Here is a 19,562-nt window from a genome sequence, read left to right as displayed (position 1 = left end):
AATCTTTATAATGTATGCAAAATTAGATACTATTGTCGTTGTAGTGTATTTAATTAGAGATACAAAATTATGAAAAAATCCGGTGTCTATGCCGTTGCACTCAAGCAAGTCAAAGCAAAAATCAGCGCTTTACTCGGTTTATCTGTGCCTAAACCGCCGAAAAATGGTTGGGTGCGCAGTATCCGTGAGGCCTTGGGGATGTCGGGCGCGCAATTAGGTGAACGTCTTAATCTCTCTCGTAATCAAGTCTCCATATTGGAGCGTAAAGAAGCCGATGAAACCATCACACTCAAACAACTTAAACAACTGGCGAGCGGGCTCGATGCCGAACTRGTTTATGCGATTATTCCGCGTCAGTCGATTGATGACATGATAGAAGCGCGCGCTATGGAGTTGGCCAAGCAGCGTTTGGCCATGAGCCACCAATCGATGTTTTTAGAAGCACAGCAGTTAACCTCAGAGCAACAACAGCAAGCGCTGGTTCAATTAGCCAATGAGATTAAATCGGGCAGCACCCGAGATTTGTGGAAAGTCAGTTTGCAGGAGAAATACCAATGAGTCTGTTTGTTGARCCAGAGGGCGCAACCCAACTAAATGCCGATGATGTTGCCGGGCTGAAATTTGATCACATCACGACTCGCGAAGAGCTTAATGAGCTTGAAAATGCCAACATACTACAAGGGTTGAGTTGGTTAGCCACGACGCCTAAAACCAGCATGGATGACATTCTTTCTATGGCGTTTGTGGAAGAGTTGCATCAACGTTTGCTTGGTGATGTGTGGGAATGGGCCGGCAGCTACCGTCACCGAGAGTTGAACATTGGTGTAGATCCGCTGAATATCCGGCCAGATTTACACAACTTACTGGAAGACATCAAATGCTGGATTGAGTTTGAACACTATGACAGCCTAGAACTCTCGGCCCGGATACAGCACAGGTTAGTTAAAATTCACCCTTTTCCTAACGGCAACGGACGTCACTCGCGCGTGATGACGGACTACATACGAATGGTACTACTCAAACAAAAGCCTTTAGTTTGGTCCAATACAGATTTGGATAAACAAAGCCAAGAGCGGGGTGAGTACATTGCGAGCTTACGCCAAGCTGATGCCGGCGATTATGCGCCTTTAATTCAATATCTTCAGGCGAAAGGGAATGTGACTTAAACCAAGCGTTAAGAGCTAAATATACAATTACAGTGTGGATAGTTAAAAGAGGCTGGAACGTAAGCCTCTTTTCTTTGTACAGAGAGCAAGCTCACCAAAACAACCCCCATTGTCCCCAGAAATGGAGTACACCACAACGACAATTCTAAGTAACTTTTGGACATAAACGTTTTAGAAAAGGCAGTGTACTCTGATCGCTGCCATTTAAGTATGATACTTTAATACTCAGTATGAAACTTATTCTACTCACACAAAAGACATCGATTCCGTGGCGTTTAGCCGATGCCCTTAGCGACAAGGGAAGCCAAAATACGCAAAAAAAAACCACGGCATAGCCGTGGTTTTTGGTGGTTTATACTTCTGAACTACCTATCCAGTGGTTATCCAGATAAGCATTCCAACCATTAGGACTATATGCGTAGATATCTAACGATTCTAATGCATCATGAGTCCAATGGCCGTTGGGGGCTGATACTTTTGCAACTTCATTTCCATCTAAATCCTGGATAATTAGCGTTAAGCACTCAAAACCAACTAATAAATCTGGTTCCCCGTTGTGAATAGGTCTAGTGACGATCATTATTAATCCACCTATTGTTTTGGTTGTTTATTCAAAAAATCTACATTTTTTACTTTGGGATTAAACTTCATCAAGAATTTCTCGAGCTTGTTTTATAGCAAGGCTCATTGAATAACTTTCAAGTTGTTTGACTTCGAATGCAACACACTCTCTACCTGTTCGTAGAATATGCATTACAGTTTGTTTGTCTCTAATCCCATAGGTAACGACGTTTGTTAGTGAATTCCCCGGTTTCCATTGTGTATGTACACGAGTGATTCGGGAGCCACCAGCAAGTTTCGCCAGTGCCAAATGAGCATTTTCTGAAAGTGTTGGAATAATCATGTGTGTTCTCCAGATTACAGAGACACACTGACCCCAACAGGGTAAGAATGTCCCTGCGGGTGTTTATGGGGTTAATTAATCGTTTTAATCAGTTCGAAAGCCGAAACTAATAAGCGAGTCGATAGCGCCCGTTTTGGTTGACAAAATGGTGACTCGATAACAAATTTTGCACTATTCCTTGCCAATCTATATTTAAACTTGTTTTAGTATAAACATTTGATATTAGTGACAATATTTCAGGCTCGCTCCATGTTCTGCATTGCATCACTCGTCTAAGTGTTGCTAACAATTCTTGAGTTAAGCTGTTCTCAATATTTTGAACGTACTGCTCAAGGCTGCTTACAGCGTTAATGTTTTTAGCCTTTTTAAAAACAAGCAACTTTTCGTGCATGATGCGTACAAGCGGCGTTCTCCCACGATTGTTATAAGTGGAGGAATTGCTTACTACGTTATGCTGAAGCTTGATTATTTCGTCGACCAAAGGATCAGGAGCTAGCGCTTCTGTTATCGAAGACCAGTTGATATAGACTCCTTTCCGTCGGTGATTACCCATTAATACTGCGTAATGACCACCAGCGAGGGTAGCGTCCGAGATATTATGCAACGCCAGTTTCAGCGCAGCTCTAAAATCATCATCAGACAACCGGCTCATATCATGTTTATGCTCGTTACCCCACATATGACCGCTATACTGGATCATGCTGCCGTATGGGGGATGGAAAAAGACTAAATTAGCCTTTTCACCAACGGTAGAACATAAGTCATCGACTAGCAGATTAAACCCACTATGCAGATCGGTGCCAAAGAAGCGCACACCTTTCGATGCAGCAACCTCTTGCGAGGTTCCGCCACCGACAGCAGGATCTACGAACAAGCCACCAGCAGGCAGATAATTGTCGATCAAATCAGCAACGATATGACCTGAACAATTTCCGCGATACTTGTTGTCACCAAAAGGACCACGATCAGGATATGACGCTATAGAACTCGTAAACATAACCTAGTCCCTCATAATTCGTTAAAAAATGAAACCGTTATGAAAATCTCAGCTCGGTACATCTCTTTGTTTAACGCAGTGGTCCAGATTATGTCTCCTTCACAATAGGTCACTAGCTCCAGTGTTGAATCATTCCGCCACACACAATGCAGTTCGTTTTCAAAAGCTAGTCGAGTCCAATCTTGGTCTTCTTCAATTAGCGTTATTTCAAACTGATACAAAGTTTGCGGCGTTAATTCGCGTACCAATATACAACCAGTACTTGTTGTTTCAACCTTGTGCAATTGGCTAGGAGCGCTAGCAAACCAATATGCATCATCAATACCATCGGTATAGATAAAACGTTCTGGTAAATCGCTATCGTTATCAAACCCGATAACTTGCTTCGGCTTTCTAATGAACACATTATAAATATTGGTTAACGTAACAAAGTCACCGACCTTAAAATCACAAGGTATTAGTGACTCTAACGCAATCTCTGCTTTAAATTGTTCATACTTCAATTGTTTGTTGATTTGATGTTGAGATAACATGATGTGTCCTCCAAAGACATTGAAGGCACAACCTCCCAATGGGAAGTTATGCCCATTGGGGTAGTTACAAGAATTAAGCGACCAAACGCATCTTATTTAGTGTTGTGGCGTGACGCTGAACGTCCGCAATAAAATCAACCATAAGCTGATTACCGCTTTCATTAAACGCTCTTTTCCACGACTCCCACGAAGCTAAGTTGGTGCTACTATTGTGAAGAGAAAACGTCTCGTTTTGAGACCAAGGCGAGCCTAACAATCGATCCATCTTATCTACCAGCATTGGTAATGACGTACACGATTTAATGTTAAACGGCGGCTCTTTAATCAAACTAAAAGCCATCGCCTTAGGGATACTATTAAGTTTGTCGTCTACAGCGTGATAAAACCGCCCATCAGACCAGTTTTCGACATGTACCGGGTCTATTCCCTCGTAAAGAGGAATAAGGCAAGTACCGCCATCTCTAAGTATCCAAATATACTCTCTATTTGGCGTTTCAATTTCCGCCCGTTTCAACAAAATCTCATCACTTTCAAGATCGCCTCTATGAGTTAAAGGCCAACCATGCAGTTTAGATTCTTGTTGGATTTTAGAATAGATAACATGTGCTTTTATCATGTGTCGCTCCATTAAAAATTAAAGGACACACCGACCCTATAGGGTGATATGCCCTACGGGATTGTAAAGGTTAGTGATAGCAGCCTAGTTGCGTTTTCCCATCGCTATCCATTCGTGGCGTTAAGCCAGCAAACGGAGCAATTAGATATTCACATCCAGTTAAGTTATCTATTTTTATTGCAAAACCGCTTCGTTTTGCGTTTCCAATGTCATCTGTTGAATTAAAATCCGGTTCCTCAAATAGCTTTGGAACGTTGGTTATAGCAACAAAAACAACTGACATTGCAATGGATTGCCATAATTTCATAGTGTGTCTCTCCAAGTAGAACTAAAAGGACACACCGACCCTATAGGGTGATATGCCCTACGGGGTTAGTTGTGAATTTTAAAGTGCTTATCTTCTATCAGTAAGACCGTCTTTCCATTCTCATGAGAAAGAAGGGTTCTCTTACCCACATACTCATGCCTGATATCTGCCCAACATTCGAGATCATCCCTTTCTGTCTTCCATACGCCCGTAAACGGTATTTTTTCAAACTGTTCAACAGTGAATGATGGAAGGGGGACTTCAAAGCGCAATTGCGACTTTTTGTGGACCAAAATGCCGGCTGGCGTAAGTAAGGACTCGTCGCCTTCATTATGAAAGCTGCGATACCCAAACCCATCGCCGGTATGCGCCATTAATTGAGCATCTAATGACTTGAGATGTAGTGGCAATAATTTGATAAGTTCTTTCATAGTGTGTCTCTCCGATTTATTTGAAGGACACACCGACCCATTAGGGTGATATGCCCTAGTGGGGTTAGTTTTCTTTTAGTTAATCAAAAGAGATGCGAGCTGCTTGCACAGATCCACACTCAATTGTTTGACCAATATGGACTCCGTGGCGCCTAAGCGTCTCTTCCAGTGCTATTGCACAGAATTGAAAGGCTCTCGCTCCCTCATCGGCATCCGAACGTTTATTACAGTCAGCTTCATACTCGCGGAACTGCTTTACTAAGTCCTGCAATTCTATCTTTAGTAGTATTTCCATGTTTAGTACCTCGATTTCATTCTGGCCGGTCGTACAGGCTTGTCCATTTTGACGATAACGCCATCTTGCTGTTGCACGACGGCTTTCTCTATTCTCGACAAAGTGTTACGACCACTCCAAACCAAATTTGTTTCTTGCTTGACGCAATAACGTATATTTAGTTTGTTGCTTTTTCCTTGGGTCAGAAGATGCTCTCGACAATGAAAATTCTCTACCATTAATAAGAAGGCTATATCACCTAAAGCGGTGTCCAGCTTGCTCTGTAATTTACGTTCATTTATCACCTTTCTACCGATGTAATACGCCACAGTTGATGGCACCGCAGCCGTCAGAATATTTCCTAACGCCTTGATCAACTCCATCATAAGGAGGTTATCTATCACAATGTTTTGCATAATAGCTTCCTTAAAGTTGTTGTATGACAATCGAGGTGATTGATTTACAGCAACAAGGCAGAATTTCATCTTCATCCAACATTGCTATCGGAGATTGAATGAGACTGACTTTGCCGCTGATTAGTTTCGATTTACATTGACCACAGAAACAACTTTTGCAATCAAATTTTAATTTGTTGGGGAGGTTTCTTAGTTCAATGTTTTCTTCGATTTTTAATGCCGATTCGCTTAGTGGCGCAACAAGATAATTCTCATTATGCACCCAGTTTTGGGTTAGTTTACAGTTCAAGCTGTTACGCCTGCCTGAGTTACTACCGACTCTAGTTCTCTGACTATATTGTCAATTTCCATTGAAAAATCGAATAAAAATGTCAAGCGACCATCATTGGTATGGTTTGTATCCTCTTTTGCGTTAACACATTTTTCCAAAAAACTGCACAGTTTACTACCGAAGCTAAAACCCTCTGTGCAAACATTATTGTCAGCGTGAGTAATACTTTTAACCTTGAAGCTAGCATCGAGGTACGATGAGTCATCGTAATCTGAATGCCACTGTGCTCCCCAGCTTAAATATCCTGAATAAACAATGTTCAATCGCCAATCATCAAATTGCAGTGCAAGCTTTTGTTTATAGAGTGACTGCTGAGTCTTATCGTTGAACTCATATTCAAGATTTTCTGTTGTAACTTCTAGTGTTGTCATAATTGTGGATCCATGTTTGACAGGGAACCACCAGCCCTAGGGCAGTGATCCCCCAAGGGTTGAATTTATTGTTACGCTGCTAAGGCAGCATTAACGGTATTGGTTTAGAATATTTTGTCCTCCAGGTATATATTTGGAAGACATAATTCCCAAAGGGAAAGAATATCTCCCAATGGGTAGGTTGTATTTATGGTTTAAAAGGTGTCATCTAAATGGTCGAGCCAAATGTCGAATCTTCTATCCATAATCTCTATTAATAGATAACTCATGAAATTGAACCGATAAGTGAATCTATCCGTAAAATAAAACCGAGAATAATCGATTTCATTGTCTTCTCGATAAATCATTGTTTTGATGTCATCAAATACTTTGTTATCTTCGACATTAAGATTATCCAAAGCGATGGATACCAAGGTTTCTAAATCATGCTGGTACATGAATACTTCGTTATATACTTTGTCATCCTCAAATGGGTATTCACATTTATGACACACATCTCGATCACAACTATGAAATCCACAGTGTTCACAATCTAAAGTATAATGTTGATTGACACTTCCACTATGACAAGCCTCAAAATCACGTCTGGATGAATTTTGACCACAATTCGGACATTTTTCTTGGCTTCTATATCCATCATGGTCTACAACATTGTCGATAATGAAATGGTTGTATTGTGCTTTATCAAAAGTTTCAAATCCTAAATAAGTAGAATTGTTCATAATGTGTCCTCCAGTAGTTATTAATCCACCGAAAAGACAATAATTCCCAAAGGGAAAGAATGTCTCCCGATGGGTGGGTTAGTTAGCCGAATGGCTCTCACATCATCCATATCGCTTTGATATCGATTAATGCCGGTCACTATAGTCATTGCTGAAAATAGCCGCTCTGGTTTCCCATGGTGAGCTTACATGCGCTTATATAATCAAATGATCCAAAGCCAAAAGAGGCTTAAAGATTAGATGAGTAGGGATAAACGATTGAGGAACTTCACAAACCAAAATCGACTCTCGAATCGACTTGGGTTTATGAGGCGGCTATCTTGCGAGTCGCCGCCTCTCCACAGTTTCAAATTTCAGCTATTATTCCTTTATCGCTTATGAGTAATTTTTTTCTGGCCCACGTTGTCAATCGTTCAATTCTGGTATCGCTATCAAGTTGTGAAATGTCATTCCCAACTTTAAATGAGCGCGTTAATTTAGAACTGATCGTCAATATGCATGAGTCGGTGTCAAATATGCCCTGCACGAATTCTGAATTTGCCATGATTATTTTCTCCACAATAAAAATTTTAGTAAGGTTATCCATCGCAAAAGGCACTGAATTAATGCGTTTTGTGATGGATAACCCAGTTACCTAGCCCCTACAAAGGGACTAGGTAACAGAGATAATCAACTGGCTATATAGCCTGGGATTAGCGTAGGATCTGCGTTAAACACATCCAACCAATCTTCTTTTTCTGTGTTAAGAAACTCAGGATAATAAATCTGGCATTTAATCCCTCGGTCCTTCAATTTCGCCTTCAACTTTTCTGCCGAAGACAGTCCTGCACCACTTGGCTCTCTATCTGCCCAAATACCGACATGTGTGATGTCAGAATCCGGTTCAAATAGTGCAAGTACGGTGTCACTATATAACGACCAGCATGGCAATCGGTTGGCATTGTAGAGCGCGAGCGCTGTTTCAATCCCCTCGGTTACACCAATGTATTTGCCTCCACCCGTAAGCGGCATCGGCTCCCCTAAACGAAATGCACCACCACCCATGTAATCGGGAGGGCTCAATAACTTTTTAGGATTGCTGACTTCAGCTTTACCGCTGCCGTCGGGTTTCAAATAGATACGATGGATCGTTAAATTGCTGCCGTTCTTACTTTTAAAGATTCCAAGTAAGGCAGGAAATTTGCCGATAAACGCTTTATTTTCTGTACAGTAATAATCAAGTCCCGGATGGAAACCCAATGAGTGAGAAAAACGATGAACCTCTTCAGTAGTCAAAGTTAACCCCCGACTGTAGAAATAATTCATTGCGATTTCTGAACGATGAGCAGGTATAGCCTCGAGGTATACTTTCTGCAACGCCATTAATCGTTTATCTTTTTCCACTTTACTACAGTATTCAGAACGCTGTGCTTTTTCTCGGTTAAGTTGAACTGATACTTCTTTGGAACTGATGCCACGGTAGTCATCTCCCGTGATTTGCAATACTTCATCTGCAGCTTCTCGAATAGAGCAGTTAAGATAAAATGCAATAACATTCAATCCGTCAGTTAGTTTTCCAACTTGATTGTGAAATGCTTGTCCTGTTTCTTCCCAACCTTTAACCAGACGAAACACGGTGTTTCCATTTCCTGATTGTGGGCATGGCACTTGCGCAGGATATCGATCAATAGCGAATTTTAAACCACTGAAACGTTCGAATATATTGCGCCAGCCACCATGTTGTTGAACAAGTACTTTTACTTTTTTGATTTTAGATTGAGTAGGTTGATACATAATATTCTCCTAATTTTGCCTACGGAAACCCCAAAACTCCCTCGCAAGAAGAAACTTTGGTGGTTTCCGCAAGCAAATGGACAAGCACGCCATTAAGACGTGCTTGTTGTTGTTACCGTTTTAGAAGAGGGCTCATTATCCATGAGGCCCCTATAAGTATCTTTTTGCCGTTACGAACTTCGTAAACAGCAATACACCCACTCGCTCTTTTTTCTGTGATTAGCTTTTCCATAGTGTGCCCTCCAAGGCATTTTTGTGGGAGCACACTAATCCCCAAGGGGAAAAGTAGACCCCCTTGGGTTGATAAATCTGTTTTACGCTAATTAAAAGCGTGTTTTAGTCCTTTGGTTAACGCATTAACCAGTTCGTCAGTTGAATGAATCACCTGAAAATCTGATTCTGAAAATCCAGTAACGCGGGCGTTGATGCCAATTCCAAAGACTTTTACACCTAACGCCAATGCATCTGCAATCGCTTGCTCGGTCTGAGACTCACTGTTTGGATCTCCATCGGTAATCACGAACAGTAACTTTCTTGGTTCCGATCTCATCACTAAGTACGATACTGCGGTTGTGATCGCTTCTGCGGTCGGTGTTCCCCCATCAGAATTCATATTGAATGCTGCTTGGCTTTTTTTCTCTCCAAATGGTTTTACTACTGCAACCTTATATTGACCACTCGAGTCATCGCTCACTGGATAATACCCAACCATGGATTCAACACCGTGAATACCATCTAAAGCTGTGCTTAGCGAGTAAGCAACGCTGTTGGCCATGATCATGTCGGCTTCTCGCATCGAGCCTGACTTGTCGACCATTAAAGCAATGGCCGCATTCGGTGAACGATGAATGGTTTCACTATCAAAAACTTTGGAATTGCCTACGCCCACACTCGCTAGACGAGATGAACTTATGCTTTTACCTCTGTTTTTGTATGAATTGTTGACGTAGTTTTGGTCGTGAAAAATCCGTTTTAATGGATTTTTAAGCTTCGCGATTAATCCTCGACAGTTTTCACTAATGTAACGCCTGTTCAATAGGCTAACTTGATGGTTTCTTTTGCTGATAGGTAACGCAAAAAAACCTCCATCATCTAGATTATCTTTGACCATTTCCTCAATAGCTGCGGCTAACTTCTCATGAAAATCATCGTCAAAATCTTCAATTTCTTGAAGCATGTCCAAGACTTTCTCAGTTAATACAAATTCTTGAGTACCATTGGGAGTTTGTTGAGTAACTTTGCCATTGCCGTTAGCATCATCTGAATCGCTTGAGTCACCTTCGCTACTATCTGAGCCGTGGGCATCGTCAGAGTCGCTTGAGTCATCTTCGCTATCATCTGAGCCGTTGGCATCGTCAGAGTCGCTTGTGTCATCTTCGYTATCATCTGAGCCCTTGGCATCATCTGAATCGCTTGAGTCTCCTTCGCTACTATCTGAGCCGTGGGCATCGTCAGAGTCGCTTGAGCCACCTTCGCTATCATCTGAGCCGTTGACATCGTCWGARTCGCTTGAGTCACCTTCGCTATCATCTGAGCCGTTGGCATCGTCAGAGTCGCTTGAGTCATCTTCTGGTTCAACGTTTTGATCTTTCACCCATTCAATCAATAACTCATATATTGATTCGGCGGCTTTAAAACACTGTTCAGTGCTTGTTAAGCCATCTAATATTGAGCCGTCTAAGAGTGAATGAAGATCTCTATAAAATTGCTCTCCAAACTTAGCCAACACAGCAGAATCGGCTTGATTAAACAAGTCGGTTACGGGTTGTTCTAAGTAACAACGTCCCTTCATCAATACCCATGCGTGTAATAGACTAGGTACTGGTGCATCTTCAGGTATCGGTGGAAACAAACCTTTTACTTTGCAAAGCTCTACAAGCTTACGCAATGTGGTTTTGGTGCCGCGAAAGTCTGCCATTAAACGCTTTTCTTGATGAACATCATCAAGGGCGTTAAGTAGACTTTGAAGATACTGTGATCTTTGGGACGCAAGCTCATACCAGTTTAAGTCGGTGTAGTTTTCATGACCAAGCTCGTGATCGCAAAACCCCAGAGACATAGTGATAAAATCATCATCACTAAAATCACCCGCAGGCAAATTAATCAGACCTGGAACATAATAAGCTTGATTCCCGGAAAACTGGATAGTTAGATCGTTATTGGTTGTAAGCACTCTACTGATATTATTGTATTTCCTCAGTAGTTTTGCTTTAGTTTGTGTAGCCATCGGTGTGTCCTCCAAGAGACTTGAAAGGAGCACACCGATCCCCCAATGGGACAGATGTACTCCCATTGGGGTTTAAAATCCAAGACCAAAGCTAAAATCATCTTGCTCTTGATCTAGATTTGCTACTCCAAATGAATTATCTACTGAAATTTCAGCAGACAATGGATCTGGATTTTTTTCAGGTTCGGATTCAAACACTGTTAGATCTTCATCTAAACTGGTTGAAACTGTCTCCCCTAATACGCCAAAATCATCCACGATTACTTCAGGCTCCTCTTCTAACAGAAACTCATTAGAAGCATGATTCTTCAGCATGTCCGGATTTGACATAACCAACGTCCAACGCGCCAAGTTTGCCAAATTAGCACCTTCAATCCAGCCAGCTTTCGGCATGGAATCCAGAACTTCATTCGTTTGCGCTACCACTTTTTCGATATTGCTATCGAGAAATGATAAGCCTTGCAACTTAGAAATTAAGCGTTGAAACGAATCTTTGATCCGTCTGTTAGCTTTGGTTCGAGCAACTTTTCGACCTGATGCGTCAGCAACAAAGAATGAGCGATCATAAATATCGCTAGCCATCTTTGAGACTTCTTCATAAAGATTGTCTAGTATGTCCTCGGCAAGTTCTTCAGCTGATTCAGTGTCACCGTCAGCAATCAATGGATTAAATGCTACCGGGGGCAACATCTTCATTTTGAATCGACCGCCAAACTCATTTCTGTCTAACGTGTAACGTCGCATAATATCTGCAACATCCAAGTTAGACATTTGCCAATCACTTACAAGGCTATCGTAATTATCAAGCATGTCATCGAGCGACAACTTCCAATCAGCTTCGATTGCCGCGATCTCACATTGGAGCTCACCCAAACGAGCCAAAGGCACGATTGTCATGTCACCCCAACGAACACCGTAAGCATTTAAAGTACGACTGATTGCCTGTTTCGCTTTGCTTACAAAGTTAAGCGGCTCTTTTGGAAACCACCGGATTTTCGCCCCTTTAATAGAGTCCGAATCCTCTAGTTTTCCATCGAGCTCCACTTTCACCTTCGGAAGTGCTTTCTCACCGCAAGCGGCAAGTGTAATGACGTTAACTACACACACACCATCTTCCAGTTGCGTCAGACGCGAACAGATTTCAGTTGTGGTGTTTAATGCTTGATTTGTTGATGTTGATGTATCCATGATGTGTCCTCCTAGGACAAAAAAGGGATACATCTACCCATATGGGATAGAGTGTATCCCTTATGGGTTGGGTAATTTTAAAGTTTGATGAGAGAGCTATAAGCCCAAAGTGTATCGGCTACATAGCCTTTACTTAACTTGGACTTGATTAACTTATCTCGTTTAGCGACGCCTGCTGGTACTGATAAATCAATGTCAGTTTCATACAGCGCCCATTGGTCTAGCGTTTGTTCATTTTTGAACATGACAACCACTTTGTCGTTTGCACTGCCAGTATATGAGCTTATCGCCCATTTCTTTCCGCAGAGCTGTTGAAACAATGTGAAGTTTAAATTTGTATGTTCCACTGTCAGCAATGTGGTTCTATAGTTAGCAAATTTCAATTCAATGTTGCCATCTATAATTTCGCTTACTAAGTGTCTATAACTCTTAATGATCCCAGCCGGTGTATGGCTGTTACCATCACGAATAGATACCACTATGGGCTTGCCTTCTCGCACGATACCTACAACAAACCCATCGTCTTTAGAGCGAGCGAACCAACGTGATCCGTCGCCCCAATTCTCAGAGTTTTCATTAAACGCCTCAAACACTAAGCCAGAAGGCAAAGTGTCCAAGTCGATACTTGCCGCAGGTATTATTACTTTTTTGCAAGAATTTCTTTCAGTGGTTTATTGATGTCATCGCCAAATATTTTGTTCACAATCTCATTAGCAATGTCAGCGTCATCGGCAGGAACCGACTTTAAAAACACTGAATCAAGAGATTGTTTTAAAGTGCGAAACGCCCCAAAAGCTTGGATATAGTAAACCCAAGCGACCAGCACACGAGTTGAAAATATACACTGAATCGGATCATCCACATTACCATCACGATTAACTCCAAGCGCAGCATCGCGAAATGCGTTTGCTAGCTTGATAGCATCATTGCGAAGATGAAGCGGTAACCGCGGCGCAAACTTTTCAAGGATTATTGACTCTTGAACTATGTTTGGATAGTGCGTTTCAAGCCACATAAAGCGACTCAAAAATGCACTATCCATCTGGTTTGACGTAATGTAACGCTCGTCGTGACCAGCCCCATAGGTGTTTGCTGTGCCAATACAGAAGCATTGATCATGTTTTTGTATCGTTTCTTTGAACATTTCCAGTGGCCATGGTTTTCCTTCAACAAGCAAATGCATTGCTGACGTGAGCTCACCACTAGCCTTATCAAACTCGTCCAACAACAAAATCCCACCATTTAGGTAAGCCTTGGCTGCTGGGCCGTATTCTTTCCGTGTGACCGTTTGGCCATTTTCCACATCAAGCACATAGCTCCCCTCCAGATCTTGTGGATTCATGCGAGCATGAATTTTTACGATATAGATAGGGAGATTTAGCTTGTCTGCTAAGTACAACGCTAGCTCGGTTTTACCCGTCCCAGTGTGTCCTTGCAGACCTAGACTTAGCATCTGCTTCGGTGCCATAAGCCAAACTAAAGCAAGTTTTGCCGTTTCTGCATCAGGTACATACATCGAATTCGATGAAATACAATCAGGGTGACGGTGCTTGCGGCGTTTTAACATTGCTGTGCTGCCTTGCTCGAATAACTCAGGGAAAATCGCTTGTGCTGCCACCTGCTCCATTTCTGAGTAATCGACTACGCTGTTTGATGTTGTGTTTAATTGTGTTACTGACATAAGTGCGTCCTCCAGGACTAAGTAAAGAGGCGCACTTATCCCCAATGGGAAATAAGTGCGCCCATTGGGGGTTGGTTAAGCTTTATTAATTGAGACAGCGAAAAGACTAACCATCTCGTTACGGCTGTAGCCTGCGAGATACAAATCGTCCATGAGTTCACCAATCTGCTTTAGCAGAGTAGTGAGTTCATATTGGCCATCACAATGTTGAAGTAAAATTTTGAACAAATTTTGTTCTACCACTTTTACACCAATTTTCTCTTTGAATTCCACAGCAAAAAAATCTACCCAGTGAGTAAACTCAGCAAGTAAGTCAAATTCTACTTGCTTGCCGTACCGGGACATTATCTGCCTGATCTCATACCGAATTACGGATGGATCTAGGTGCATCAAACGACAAATCTCTGCAAATTGCGGTGTAGATTGCCATAAAACTTCTTCTTTAAAGAGGACGTTAGATGGCTCCGCATTGCGTAAAACTTCTAAAGACCGCACCAACATCCCTTCTAAAAGAGTGTTGATTTCATCTTTAGTCCATTTGATGTGATAAAGATTTTTATTGGGTTCAAAGTGTGGGTCCATCATCATCATCAAACTGCATTTCTCGTTACCTCTAACCATCGAGGCTACAATGTCGCTGTCTAATTGGTGGTGAATGGTTTGTGGATCAGACCAAAAAGGCTGTCCATTTTGAGAATTTGATTGGCGCATGGTGTATCCTCCAGGATCGCGAGAAAACACCAGTCCCATAGCGGGGGTGTTTCCCGCATGGGTGTGGTAAATATTTAGATTAGTTAACTGAATTCATGAGCTGGCTCATTTCAGAGTCAGTACGCGACAATAGGCGCGAAGTTTTAGCAAACTTTGCGTCAGATCGTTTGGTATCGTGAATTTGTTTAAGTTTTTTTAATATCTTCTGCTTGCGTCTACGCAAGTAAGCGGCCTGAGAAGATAAAGTTTTTCGATTGTTCATGTGTTTCTCTCCAAATTTAGAGGAACACAAGCCCTTGAGGGAGTGTCCCTCAAGGGTAAGTTGTTTATAACTGTGTTATTTATTAGGTTGTTTGTTTTTATCTTGCCTGATGGCGAAACAACCTACTGCTACGAGCATTAAAGTCGCAACAGAAAAACCAGCTAATGAATACAAAATAAACGTTTCAGGTGACACTATGTAGTTACTCATAAGGATGTCCTTACCTTAAATTTTAGCACTTGATTCAATTTCGAGCAATTAACAGTGTTCAAGGCGACCCACCGTTATACTTATTCAGTAACCAAATCAAACCAAAATGCAAAACAATAAGGTTTCCCGCTAACACCAGCATTATTGCACTTACCATTGGAGAAAAGCCTTGGTAAACACCGAGCAACGCCACTCCAATATCTAGTAAATATGTTACCAAAATTGAAGAAATCGCGTTATGGATACCCCCTAACTTCCAACCATCAATAAGCGTTAATGCAAAATGACTAAACATTAGCGACAATCCAAGTACAACCATCGAACAGTAACCTACCGTGACAACAGTAGAACTAGCAAGATTGTTAGTACCAAGGAAGAACAGGCCAATACCTAGAGTATTGAGACTGTTAGTGTATTTTTTTTTCAAATTTTTCATGATTTCTCCTGATTAAAATGGCGAAACCATGCCCTAGTGGGAAAGATTTCCCACTAGGGTTGAAGTTAATTAATGACCAAAGCCACCTCCATTTTGGAAGCCGCCTTGCTGTTGAGCAGGTCGATTTTGGTAACCACCTTGCTGCGGTGCATATTGCTGTGGAGCATTCTGCGGTGCAGGTCGATTTTGGTAACCACCTTGCTGCGGTGCATGTTGCTGTGGAGCATTCTGCGGTGCAGGTCGATTTTGGTAACCACCTTGCTGCGGTGCATGTTGCTGTGGAGCATTCTGCGGTGCAGGTCGATTTTGGTAACTACCTTGCTGTGGTGCATGTTGCTGTGGAGCATTCTGCGGTGCAGGTCGATTTTGGTAACTACCTTGCTGTGGTGCATGTTGCTGTGGAGCATATTGCTGTTGTGGTGCATGTTGTTGCTGAGAAGCCTGTTTAGGGGAATACTCAATAATTTCATTCACAACAACTCTTACTCCAAACTTTTTCTTACCACCTTGCGGTTGGTAATTGTTCGATGCCATAAACCCTGAAATCGTCATTTTATCGCCAACATTCGGGATAAAATTCAGTTTTGCAGGCAGGTAGGATTCCAAGAACAACGTGTCCTTAGTTTCCCACTGTCCATTAATCATTGAACCTTCGTTATATGCCAACGAGATCGCAGCGCCACCATTTTGCAACGGTTTAACTTGAGAAACATTGCCAGTAAAAACGATTGAGTTTTGACGAGTTGCTTGATTAGAGTTGTTCATAATAATGTGTCCTTCCAAATAAGTAGTTAAACCCAAAATGGAAAGACAAATATTCCCAAAGGGAAAAGTGTCTCCCAATGGGTAGGTTGTTAGCCAAATGGCTCTCACATCATCAATATCGCTTTGATATTGCTTAATGCCGGTCACTATCCTCATTGCTGAAAATAGCCGCTCAGGTTTCCCATGGTGAGCTGACATGCGCTTATATAATCAAATATTCCAAAGCCAAAAGAGGCTTAAAGATTAGATGAGTAGGGATAAACGATTGAGGAACTTCACAAACCGAAATCGACTCTCGAATCGACTTGGATTTGTAATGTTTGAGTGGTGGTTTCCCACCACTCGCGGTTTTACCGCCGAAGAATTTAATCTTCGCGAACATTTTTTATTCATAGTGATTAGCGTCCAGCCATAATCCATAACAATGGACGAACTAGAACTTTGTTGATAATCAACGCTGGGATCGCCATTAAAACCACGATAATAATTTCCATAATAACCACCCTAATATTTTAGTTTGTTGACCTCATCAAATGCCCCTACCGCAAATAGGAATATTTGAAGAGGCCAACAAAAAGGGTTACCCAAACGGGTAATCCTTGGTGTTATTTAGCCTCAAGAACATCAAAATTGTTAACGCGCAGCAAACCAAAGGATTGGTTGAACGATAACGCGATTAATGATTAATGCTGGAATGATTAAAGTAGCGATGATTGCGATTTCCATAGTGTGTCCTCCGGGACGATAAAACCAAGAGAACACAATGATCCACAAGGGATGATGTGTCCCTTGGGGGGTTGTTTAATTGGGGTTAGATTGAGTTAAACGTGGTCTGATTTCGAGGAAAACTCGCACGTTTGTCATCAAATACCTCGAAAGATATTTAATCGCTAATTTTTCCCATGTTTAGCTGACATGCGCTTATATAAAATTTAAATAACTACCTTGAGGCAGAAATAAAAAAATAGGGATAAACGATTGAGGAAACTTGAAAAATACACATGCTAAAAGCACCTGTCTATATCGCTATCTTACATTGCGATATTGAGATGTCATTAGGTTGTGTACTGGGTTGAATAACCGAACATCGTCGGCTTTATAGCGGTTTGTAAACACATCTGTTTACGCTAGGGCGTTAACCCTTATTGTTGCTAAACTCACAGCTAGCGGTTGTATGTGGGGGCGAACCCCTATTGTCATCATCTCTGATGGTAGTGAGCGAAAGGCAAACTACAGGTAAAAAGTACATCAAGTTTTTTGCAATTTCAATAACCATTTTAAAAAATTAGACGTTCATCATCAAATCTTCTTCAGAAAAACTTTCAGTTAAAAATTTACATGGGCTACCCGCCCAAGATAGATTCAGTCTGGTTTTAGCACGCGTCATGGCTACGTAAAGCAATCTTCTCTCTTCTTCAACGTTAACGTCATTAATTTTAACATTCGGCATTCTGTGGGGAATGTTATCTGCATCTAACCCCACCAGCCAAACACAATCCCACTCAAGCCCTTTGGAGCCATGGAATGACGTTAATACGACTTCATCATTGCTCATTGTTTTTTTCTTGCGCCGGCGACACATTTCTTCTATTGCTTCAACGCGGTTAGCAAGCGAATTGCCATTCATACTTATTAAAATATCACTGAAAAGCGAACTAAAGTCCTTCACGCTTTTTGACATAATCCCGCCAAACTGATTACTTACATGCTCAACCAGTTCTCTCATTTTATCCGTATCTGTAGTGGACGCTAAGTGCCAACTCTCTTGGCATAAGTGATACAACTTTATTGTCATCTCAAGCCACTTTGCTGTATCTACATCACAATGACCAAAACCAAGCCCCTGTAAAGTGCTGGTAATCTCTAGAATGTTATCCTGTGATTCATTCAATAAAACCAGTATGGGCGTTAGATGTTCAGCACTGTTTACTTGTAGAATTGTCCCCATGAAATGTAAATAAATCCTTAAATTATCACTTTCCCAAATTGACGAACCATTCATACGGTTACATTCGATATCGTTCGACGTTAAGTAACTCTCTATCACATCGAGCTCTTTGTTTGTTCTCGCCAACACAGCCCTAGATCTGCCTATGTTCTCCAACAAACCTTCACCTAAATGAATCATTTCCTCATCTGCCTCCACAAATGCGTGCAGATACACGTCTCCATCCTCTTTGGCTCCTGACAACATATTTTTCTCAATACGTTCTTTGTTAAAACTAACTAAATTCCCCGCCGCACTTAAAATCTCATTACCACATCGAAAACAAATGCTTAACGTATGATAATTAACGTCGAAGTCTGCTTGCAGCAATCTCATCCCGTCAACGCCCAATGAACCTCTGAAGCTGAAAATAGCTTGATCATCATCCCCAACTACGGTGAGCTTTGTGCCAGCTATCCCATGACATTTAATCCACTCATACTGCACTTTGTCGGTATCCTGATACTCATCAACAATCAGGTGAGTACAGCTGATTGGCTCTATGTCCCCCATCATCAACGCACGAGTGATCTCAACGCACATGACATCCATTGGCCAATATTTTAACTTGGCCAACTGCTCTAGGTAGTATTGGTAAAAATCATCTATGCCTCGCGGAAAAACATAGCTGTAATCCACCTCGACTTCCTCATGGTGTGGCGTGGCGATGTATTCACTTAACAACCATTTACTGACTACCCGAAAAGGCACTGCTGTAATCTTAATTTTGGGCTCGCGGAACTCTTTCCCCGTTTTACTATGTGTGACAGTTTCTACTATATTAACCTCTTCAGAAATATCGAGTGCAACCCTATACGACTCTGCAATATGTGCTGTCACCCGATCTGCAGTATTGCCATTAATCAACTTTCTCCCTGAAAAATAGGGATGTCGTTGCGTCTGCTTTAAGATGAGGGAGTGAAATGTCGATATGTGTACCTGTTTACGCTGTAATCCCATCACTTTTTTCCCTATCCGGGATTTCATTTCCTCAGCCGCCGCTTTAGTGAATGTTAAAGCTAAGATTTTGTTCTCTGGTATTTGCACCAAATTTTCAATAAAGGAAATCATGGTAAAAGTTTTTCCCGCGCCAGGCAGCGCAACAATCAAATTGTGTTGATCGCTACTTTTTACAGCTCGTGCTTGCTCGTCACTTAAACCCACCGAAAAATCCTCAAATCCAGTTTCTGAATCGAGATAGTACCATCTGAAATAATGACGCTACCTTGATTCAGCGACGAATTACTGCCCTGA

At 41.7% G+C, this 19,562-nt stretch carries 24 protein-coding genes; 3 read left to right on the top strand and 21 right to left on the bottom strand.

Annotated features, from left to right (window positions below; genetic code table 11):
- The first annotated feature begins 69 nt into the window (after positions 1 to 69).
- Positions 70 to 558, top strand: coding sequence for a mobile mystery protein A (locus L5M28_RS06050; protein ID WP_263202751.1), 489 nt, complete (start codon positions 70 to 72; stop codon positions 556 to 558).
- Positions 555 to 1,166, top strand: coding sequence for a mobile mystery protein B (locus tag L5M28_RS06045; protein WP_014610887.1), 612 nt, complete (start codon positions 555 to 557; stop codon positions 1,164 to 1,166). Before L5M28_RS06050 ends, L5M28_RS06045 begins: the two co-directional genes overlap by 4 nt.
- A gap of 352 nt (positions 1,167 to 1,518) precedes the next feature.
- Here L5M28_RS06045 and L5M28_RS06040 read toward each other — a convergent pair whose 3' ends face one another.
- The 12 genes from L5M28_RS06040 to L5M28_RS05990 all read right to left on the bottom strand — a co-directional run bounded on the left by L5M28_RS06040 (position 1,519) and on the right by L5M28_RS05990 (position 7,068).
- Entirely contained in the window at positions 1,519 to 1,746 is a 228-nt protein-coding gene (locus L5M28_RS06040; RefSeq protein WP_263202749.1) for a hypothetical protein, read from the bottom strand.
- Between the two features lie 60 nt (positions 1,747 to 1,806).
- Positions 1,807 to 2,070 carry a Bor family protein gene (locus L5M28_RS06035; RefSeq protein ID WP_263185252.1) on the bottom strand — a complete coding sequence of 88 codons (264 nt, stop codon included), beginning with the start codon at positions 2,068 to 2,070 and terminating at the stop codon, positions 1,807 to 1,809.
- A gap of 106 nt (positions 2,071 to 2,176) precedes the next feature.
- Entirely contained in the window at positions 2,177 to 3,067 is an 891-nt protein-coding gene (locus L5M28_RS06030; protein WP_263185253.1) for a DNA adenine modification methylase, read from the bottom strand.
- 11 nt (positions 3,068 to 3,078) lie between these two features.
- A complete protein-coding gene (locus L5M28_RS06025) occupies positions 3,079 to 3,600 on the bottom strand; it encodes a hypothetical protein (RefSeq protein WP_263185254.1) in 522 nt (173 codons plus the stop codon).
- Positions 3,601 to 3,673: 73 nt separating this feature from the next.
- On the bottom strand, positions 3,674 to 4,216 hold the full coding sequence (locus L5M28_RS06020) for a hypothetical protein (protein WP_263185255.1): 543 nt from the start codon (positions 4,214 to 4,216) through the stop codon (positions 3,674 to 3,676).
- A 70-nt stretch (positions 4,217 to 4,286) separates the two neighbouring features.
- Positions 4,287 to 4,523 carry a hypothetical protein gene (locus L5M28_RS06015; protein ID WP_263202748.1) on the bottom strand — a complete coding sequence of 79 codons (237 nt, stop codon included), beginning with the start codon at positions 4,521 to 4,523 and terminating at the stop codon, positions 4,287 to 4,289.
- A gap of 65 nt (positions 4,524 to 4,588) precedes the next feature.
- Positions 4,589 to 4,954 carry a hypothetical protein gene (locus tag L5M28_RS06010; protein WP_263202747.1) on the bottom strand — a complete coding sequence of 122 codons (366 nt, stop codon included), beginning with the start codon at positions 4,952 to 4,954 and terminating at the stop codon, positions 4,589 to 4,591.
- Between the two features lie 79 nt (positions 4,955 to 5,033).
- Positions 5,034 to 5,249 (bottom strand): hypothetical protein, encoded by a 216-nt coding sequence (locus L5M28_RS06005; protein WP_263185258.1) that lies wholly within the window; start codon positions 5,247 to 5,249, stop codon positions 5,034 to 5,036.
- 2 nt (positions 5,250 to 5,251) lie between these two features.
- On the bottom strand, positions 5,252 to 5,644 hold the full coding sequence (locus L5M28_RS06000) for a hypothetical protein (protein ID WP_263185259.1): 393 nt from the start codon (positions 5,642 to 5,644) through the stop codon (positions 5,252 to 5,254).
- Between the two features lie 10 nt (positions 5,645 to 5,654).
- A complete protein-coding gene (locus tag L5M28_RS24200) occupies positions 5,655 to 5,906 on the bottom strand; it encodes a 2Fe-2S iron-sulfur cluster-binding protein (protein WP_411569120.1) in 252 nt (83 codons plus the stop codon).
- Positions 5,907 to 5,929: 23 nt separating this feature from the next.
- Positions 5,930 to 6,346, bottom strand: coding sequence for a hypothetical protein (locus L5M28_RS05995; RefSeq protein WP_263202746.1), 417 nt, complete (start codon positions 6,344 to 6,346; stop codon positions 5,930 to 5,932).
- 194 nt (positions 6,347 to 6,540) lie between these two features.
- Positions 6,541 to 7,068, bottom strand: a complete 528-nt coding sequence (locus L5M28_RS05990) for a hypothetical protein (RefSeq protein ID WP_263202745.1) — start codon at positions 7,066 to 7,068, stop codon at positions 6,541 to 6,543.
- Positions 7,069 to 7,388: 320 nt separating this feature from the next.
- Between L5M28_RS05990 and L5M28_RS05985 the strand changes: the two genes are divergently transcribed.
- A complete protein-coding gene (locus tag L5M28_RS05985) occupies positions 7,389 to 7,706 on the top strand; it encodes a hypothetical protein (protein ID WP_263185262.1) in 318 nt (105 codons plus the stop codon).
- Between the two features lie 31 nt (positions 7,707 to 7,737).
- Here L5M28_RS05985 and L5M28_RS05980 read toward each other — a convergent pair whose 3' ends face one another.
- The 9 genes from L5M28_RS05980 to L5M28_RS05940 all read right to left on the bottom strand — a co-directional run bounded on the left by L5M28_RS05980 (position 7,738) and on the right by L5M28_RS05940 (position 19,472).
- Complete coding sequence (locus tag L5M28_RS05980) at positions 7,738 to 8,841, bottom strand: toprim domain-containing protein (RefSeq protein ID WP_263202743.1); 1,104 nt, start codon at positions 8,839 to 8,841, stop codon at positions 7,738 to 7,740.
- Positions 8,842 to 9,160: 319 nt separating this feature from the next.
- Positions 9,161 to 11,134 (bottom strand): VWA domain-containing protein, encoded by a 1,974-nt coding sequence (locus L5M28_RS05975; protein ID WP_263202741.1) that lies wholly within the window; start codon positions 11,132 to 11,134, stop codon positions 9,161 to 9,163.
- A 6-nt stretch (positions 11,135 to 11,140) separates the two neighbouring features.
- A complete protein-coding gene (locus tag L5M28_RS05970) occupies positions 11,141 to 12,256 on the bottom strand; it encodes a DUF3150 domain-containing protein (protein ID WP_263202740.1) in 1,116 nt (371 codons plus the stop codon).
- 77 nt (positions 12,257 to 12,333) lie between these two features.
- The gene (locus L5M28_RS05965; RefSeq protein ID WP_263202739.1) at positions 12,334 to 12,873 is read right to left on the bottom strand and encodes a hypothetical protein; all 540 of its coding nucleotides are present in this window, start codon (positions 12,871 to 12,873) and stop codon (positions 12,334 to 12,336) included.
- A 23-nt stretch (positions 12,874 to 12,896) separates the two neighbouring features.
- Positions 12,897 to 13,937, bottom strand: a complete 1,041-nt coding sequence (locus tag L5M28_RS05960) for an AAA family ATPase (protein ID WP_263185267.1) — start codon at positions 13,935 to 13,937, stop codon at positions 12,897 to 12,899.
- Between the two features lie 75 nt (positions 13,938 to 14,012).
- Positions 14,013 to 14,687: a hypothetical protein gene (locus L5M28_RS05955; RefSeq protein WP_263185268.1), complete on the bottom strand. Its 675-nt coding sequence runs from the start codon at positions 14,685 to 14,687 to the stop codon at positions 14,013 to 14,015.
- A 491-nt stretch (positions 14,688 to 15,178) separates the two neighbouring features.
- Positions 15,179 to 15,556: a hypothetical protein gene (locus tag L5M28_RS05950; RefSeq protein WP_263202737.1), complete on the bottom strand. Its 378-nt coding sequence runs from the start codon at positions 15,554 to 15,556 to the stop codon at positions 15,179 to 15,181.
- Between the two features lie 69 nt (positions 15,557 to 15,625).
- A complete protein-coding gene (locus tag L5M28_RS05945; RefSeq protein WP_263202735.1) occupies positions 15,626 to 16,321 on the bottom strand; it encodes a hypothetical protein in 696 nt (231 codons plus the stop codon).
- Between the two features lie 1,285 nt (positions 16,322 to 17,606).
- On the bottom strand, positions 17,607 to 19,472 hold the full coding sequence (locus L5M28_RS05940; protein WP_263202733.1) for an ATP-dependent helicase: 1,866 nt from the start codon (positions 19,470 to 19,472) through the stop codon (positions 17,607 to 17,609).
- Positions 19,473 to 19,562 lie beyond the last annotated feature (90 nt).

Origin of the sequence: Shewanella sp. SW32 (assembly GCF_025653365.1) — a bacterium.
GTDB lineage: Bacteria > Pseudomonadota > Gammaproteobacteria > Enterobacterales > Shewanellaceae > Shewanella > Shewanella oncorhynchi.
The sequence above is the reverse complement of the archived record's forward strand: the minus strand, read 5'-3'. Positions and strand labels throughout refer to the sequence as shown.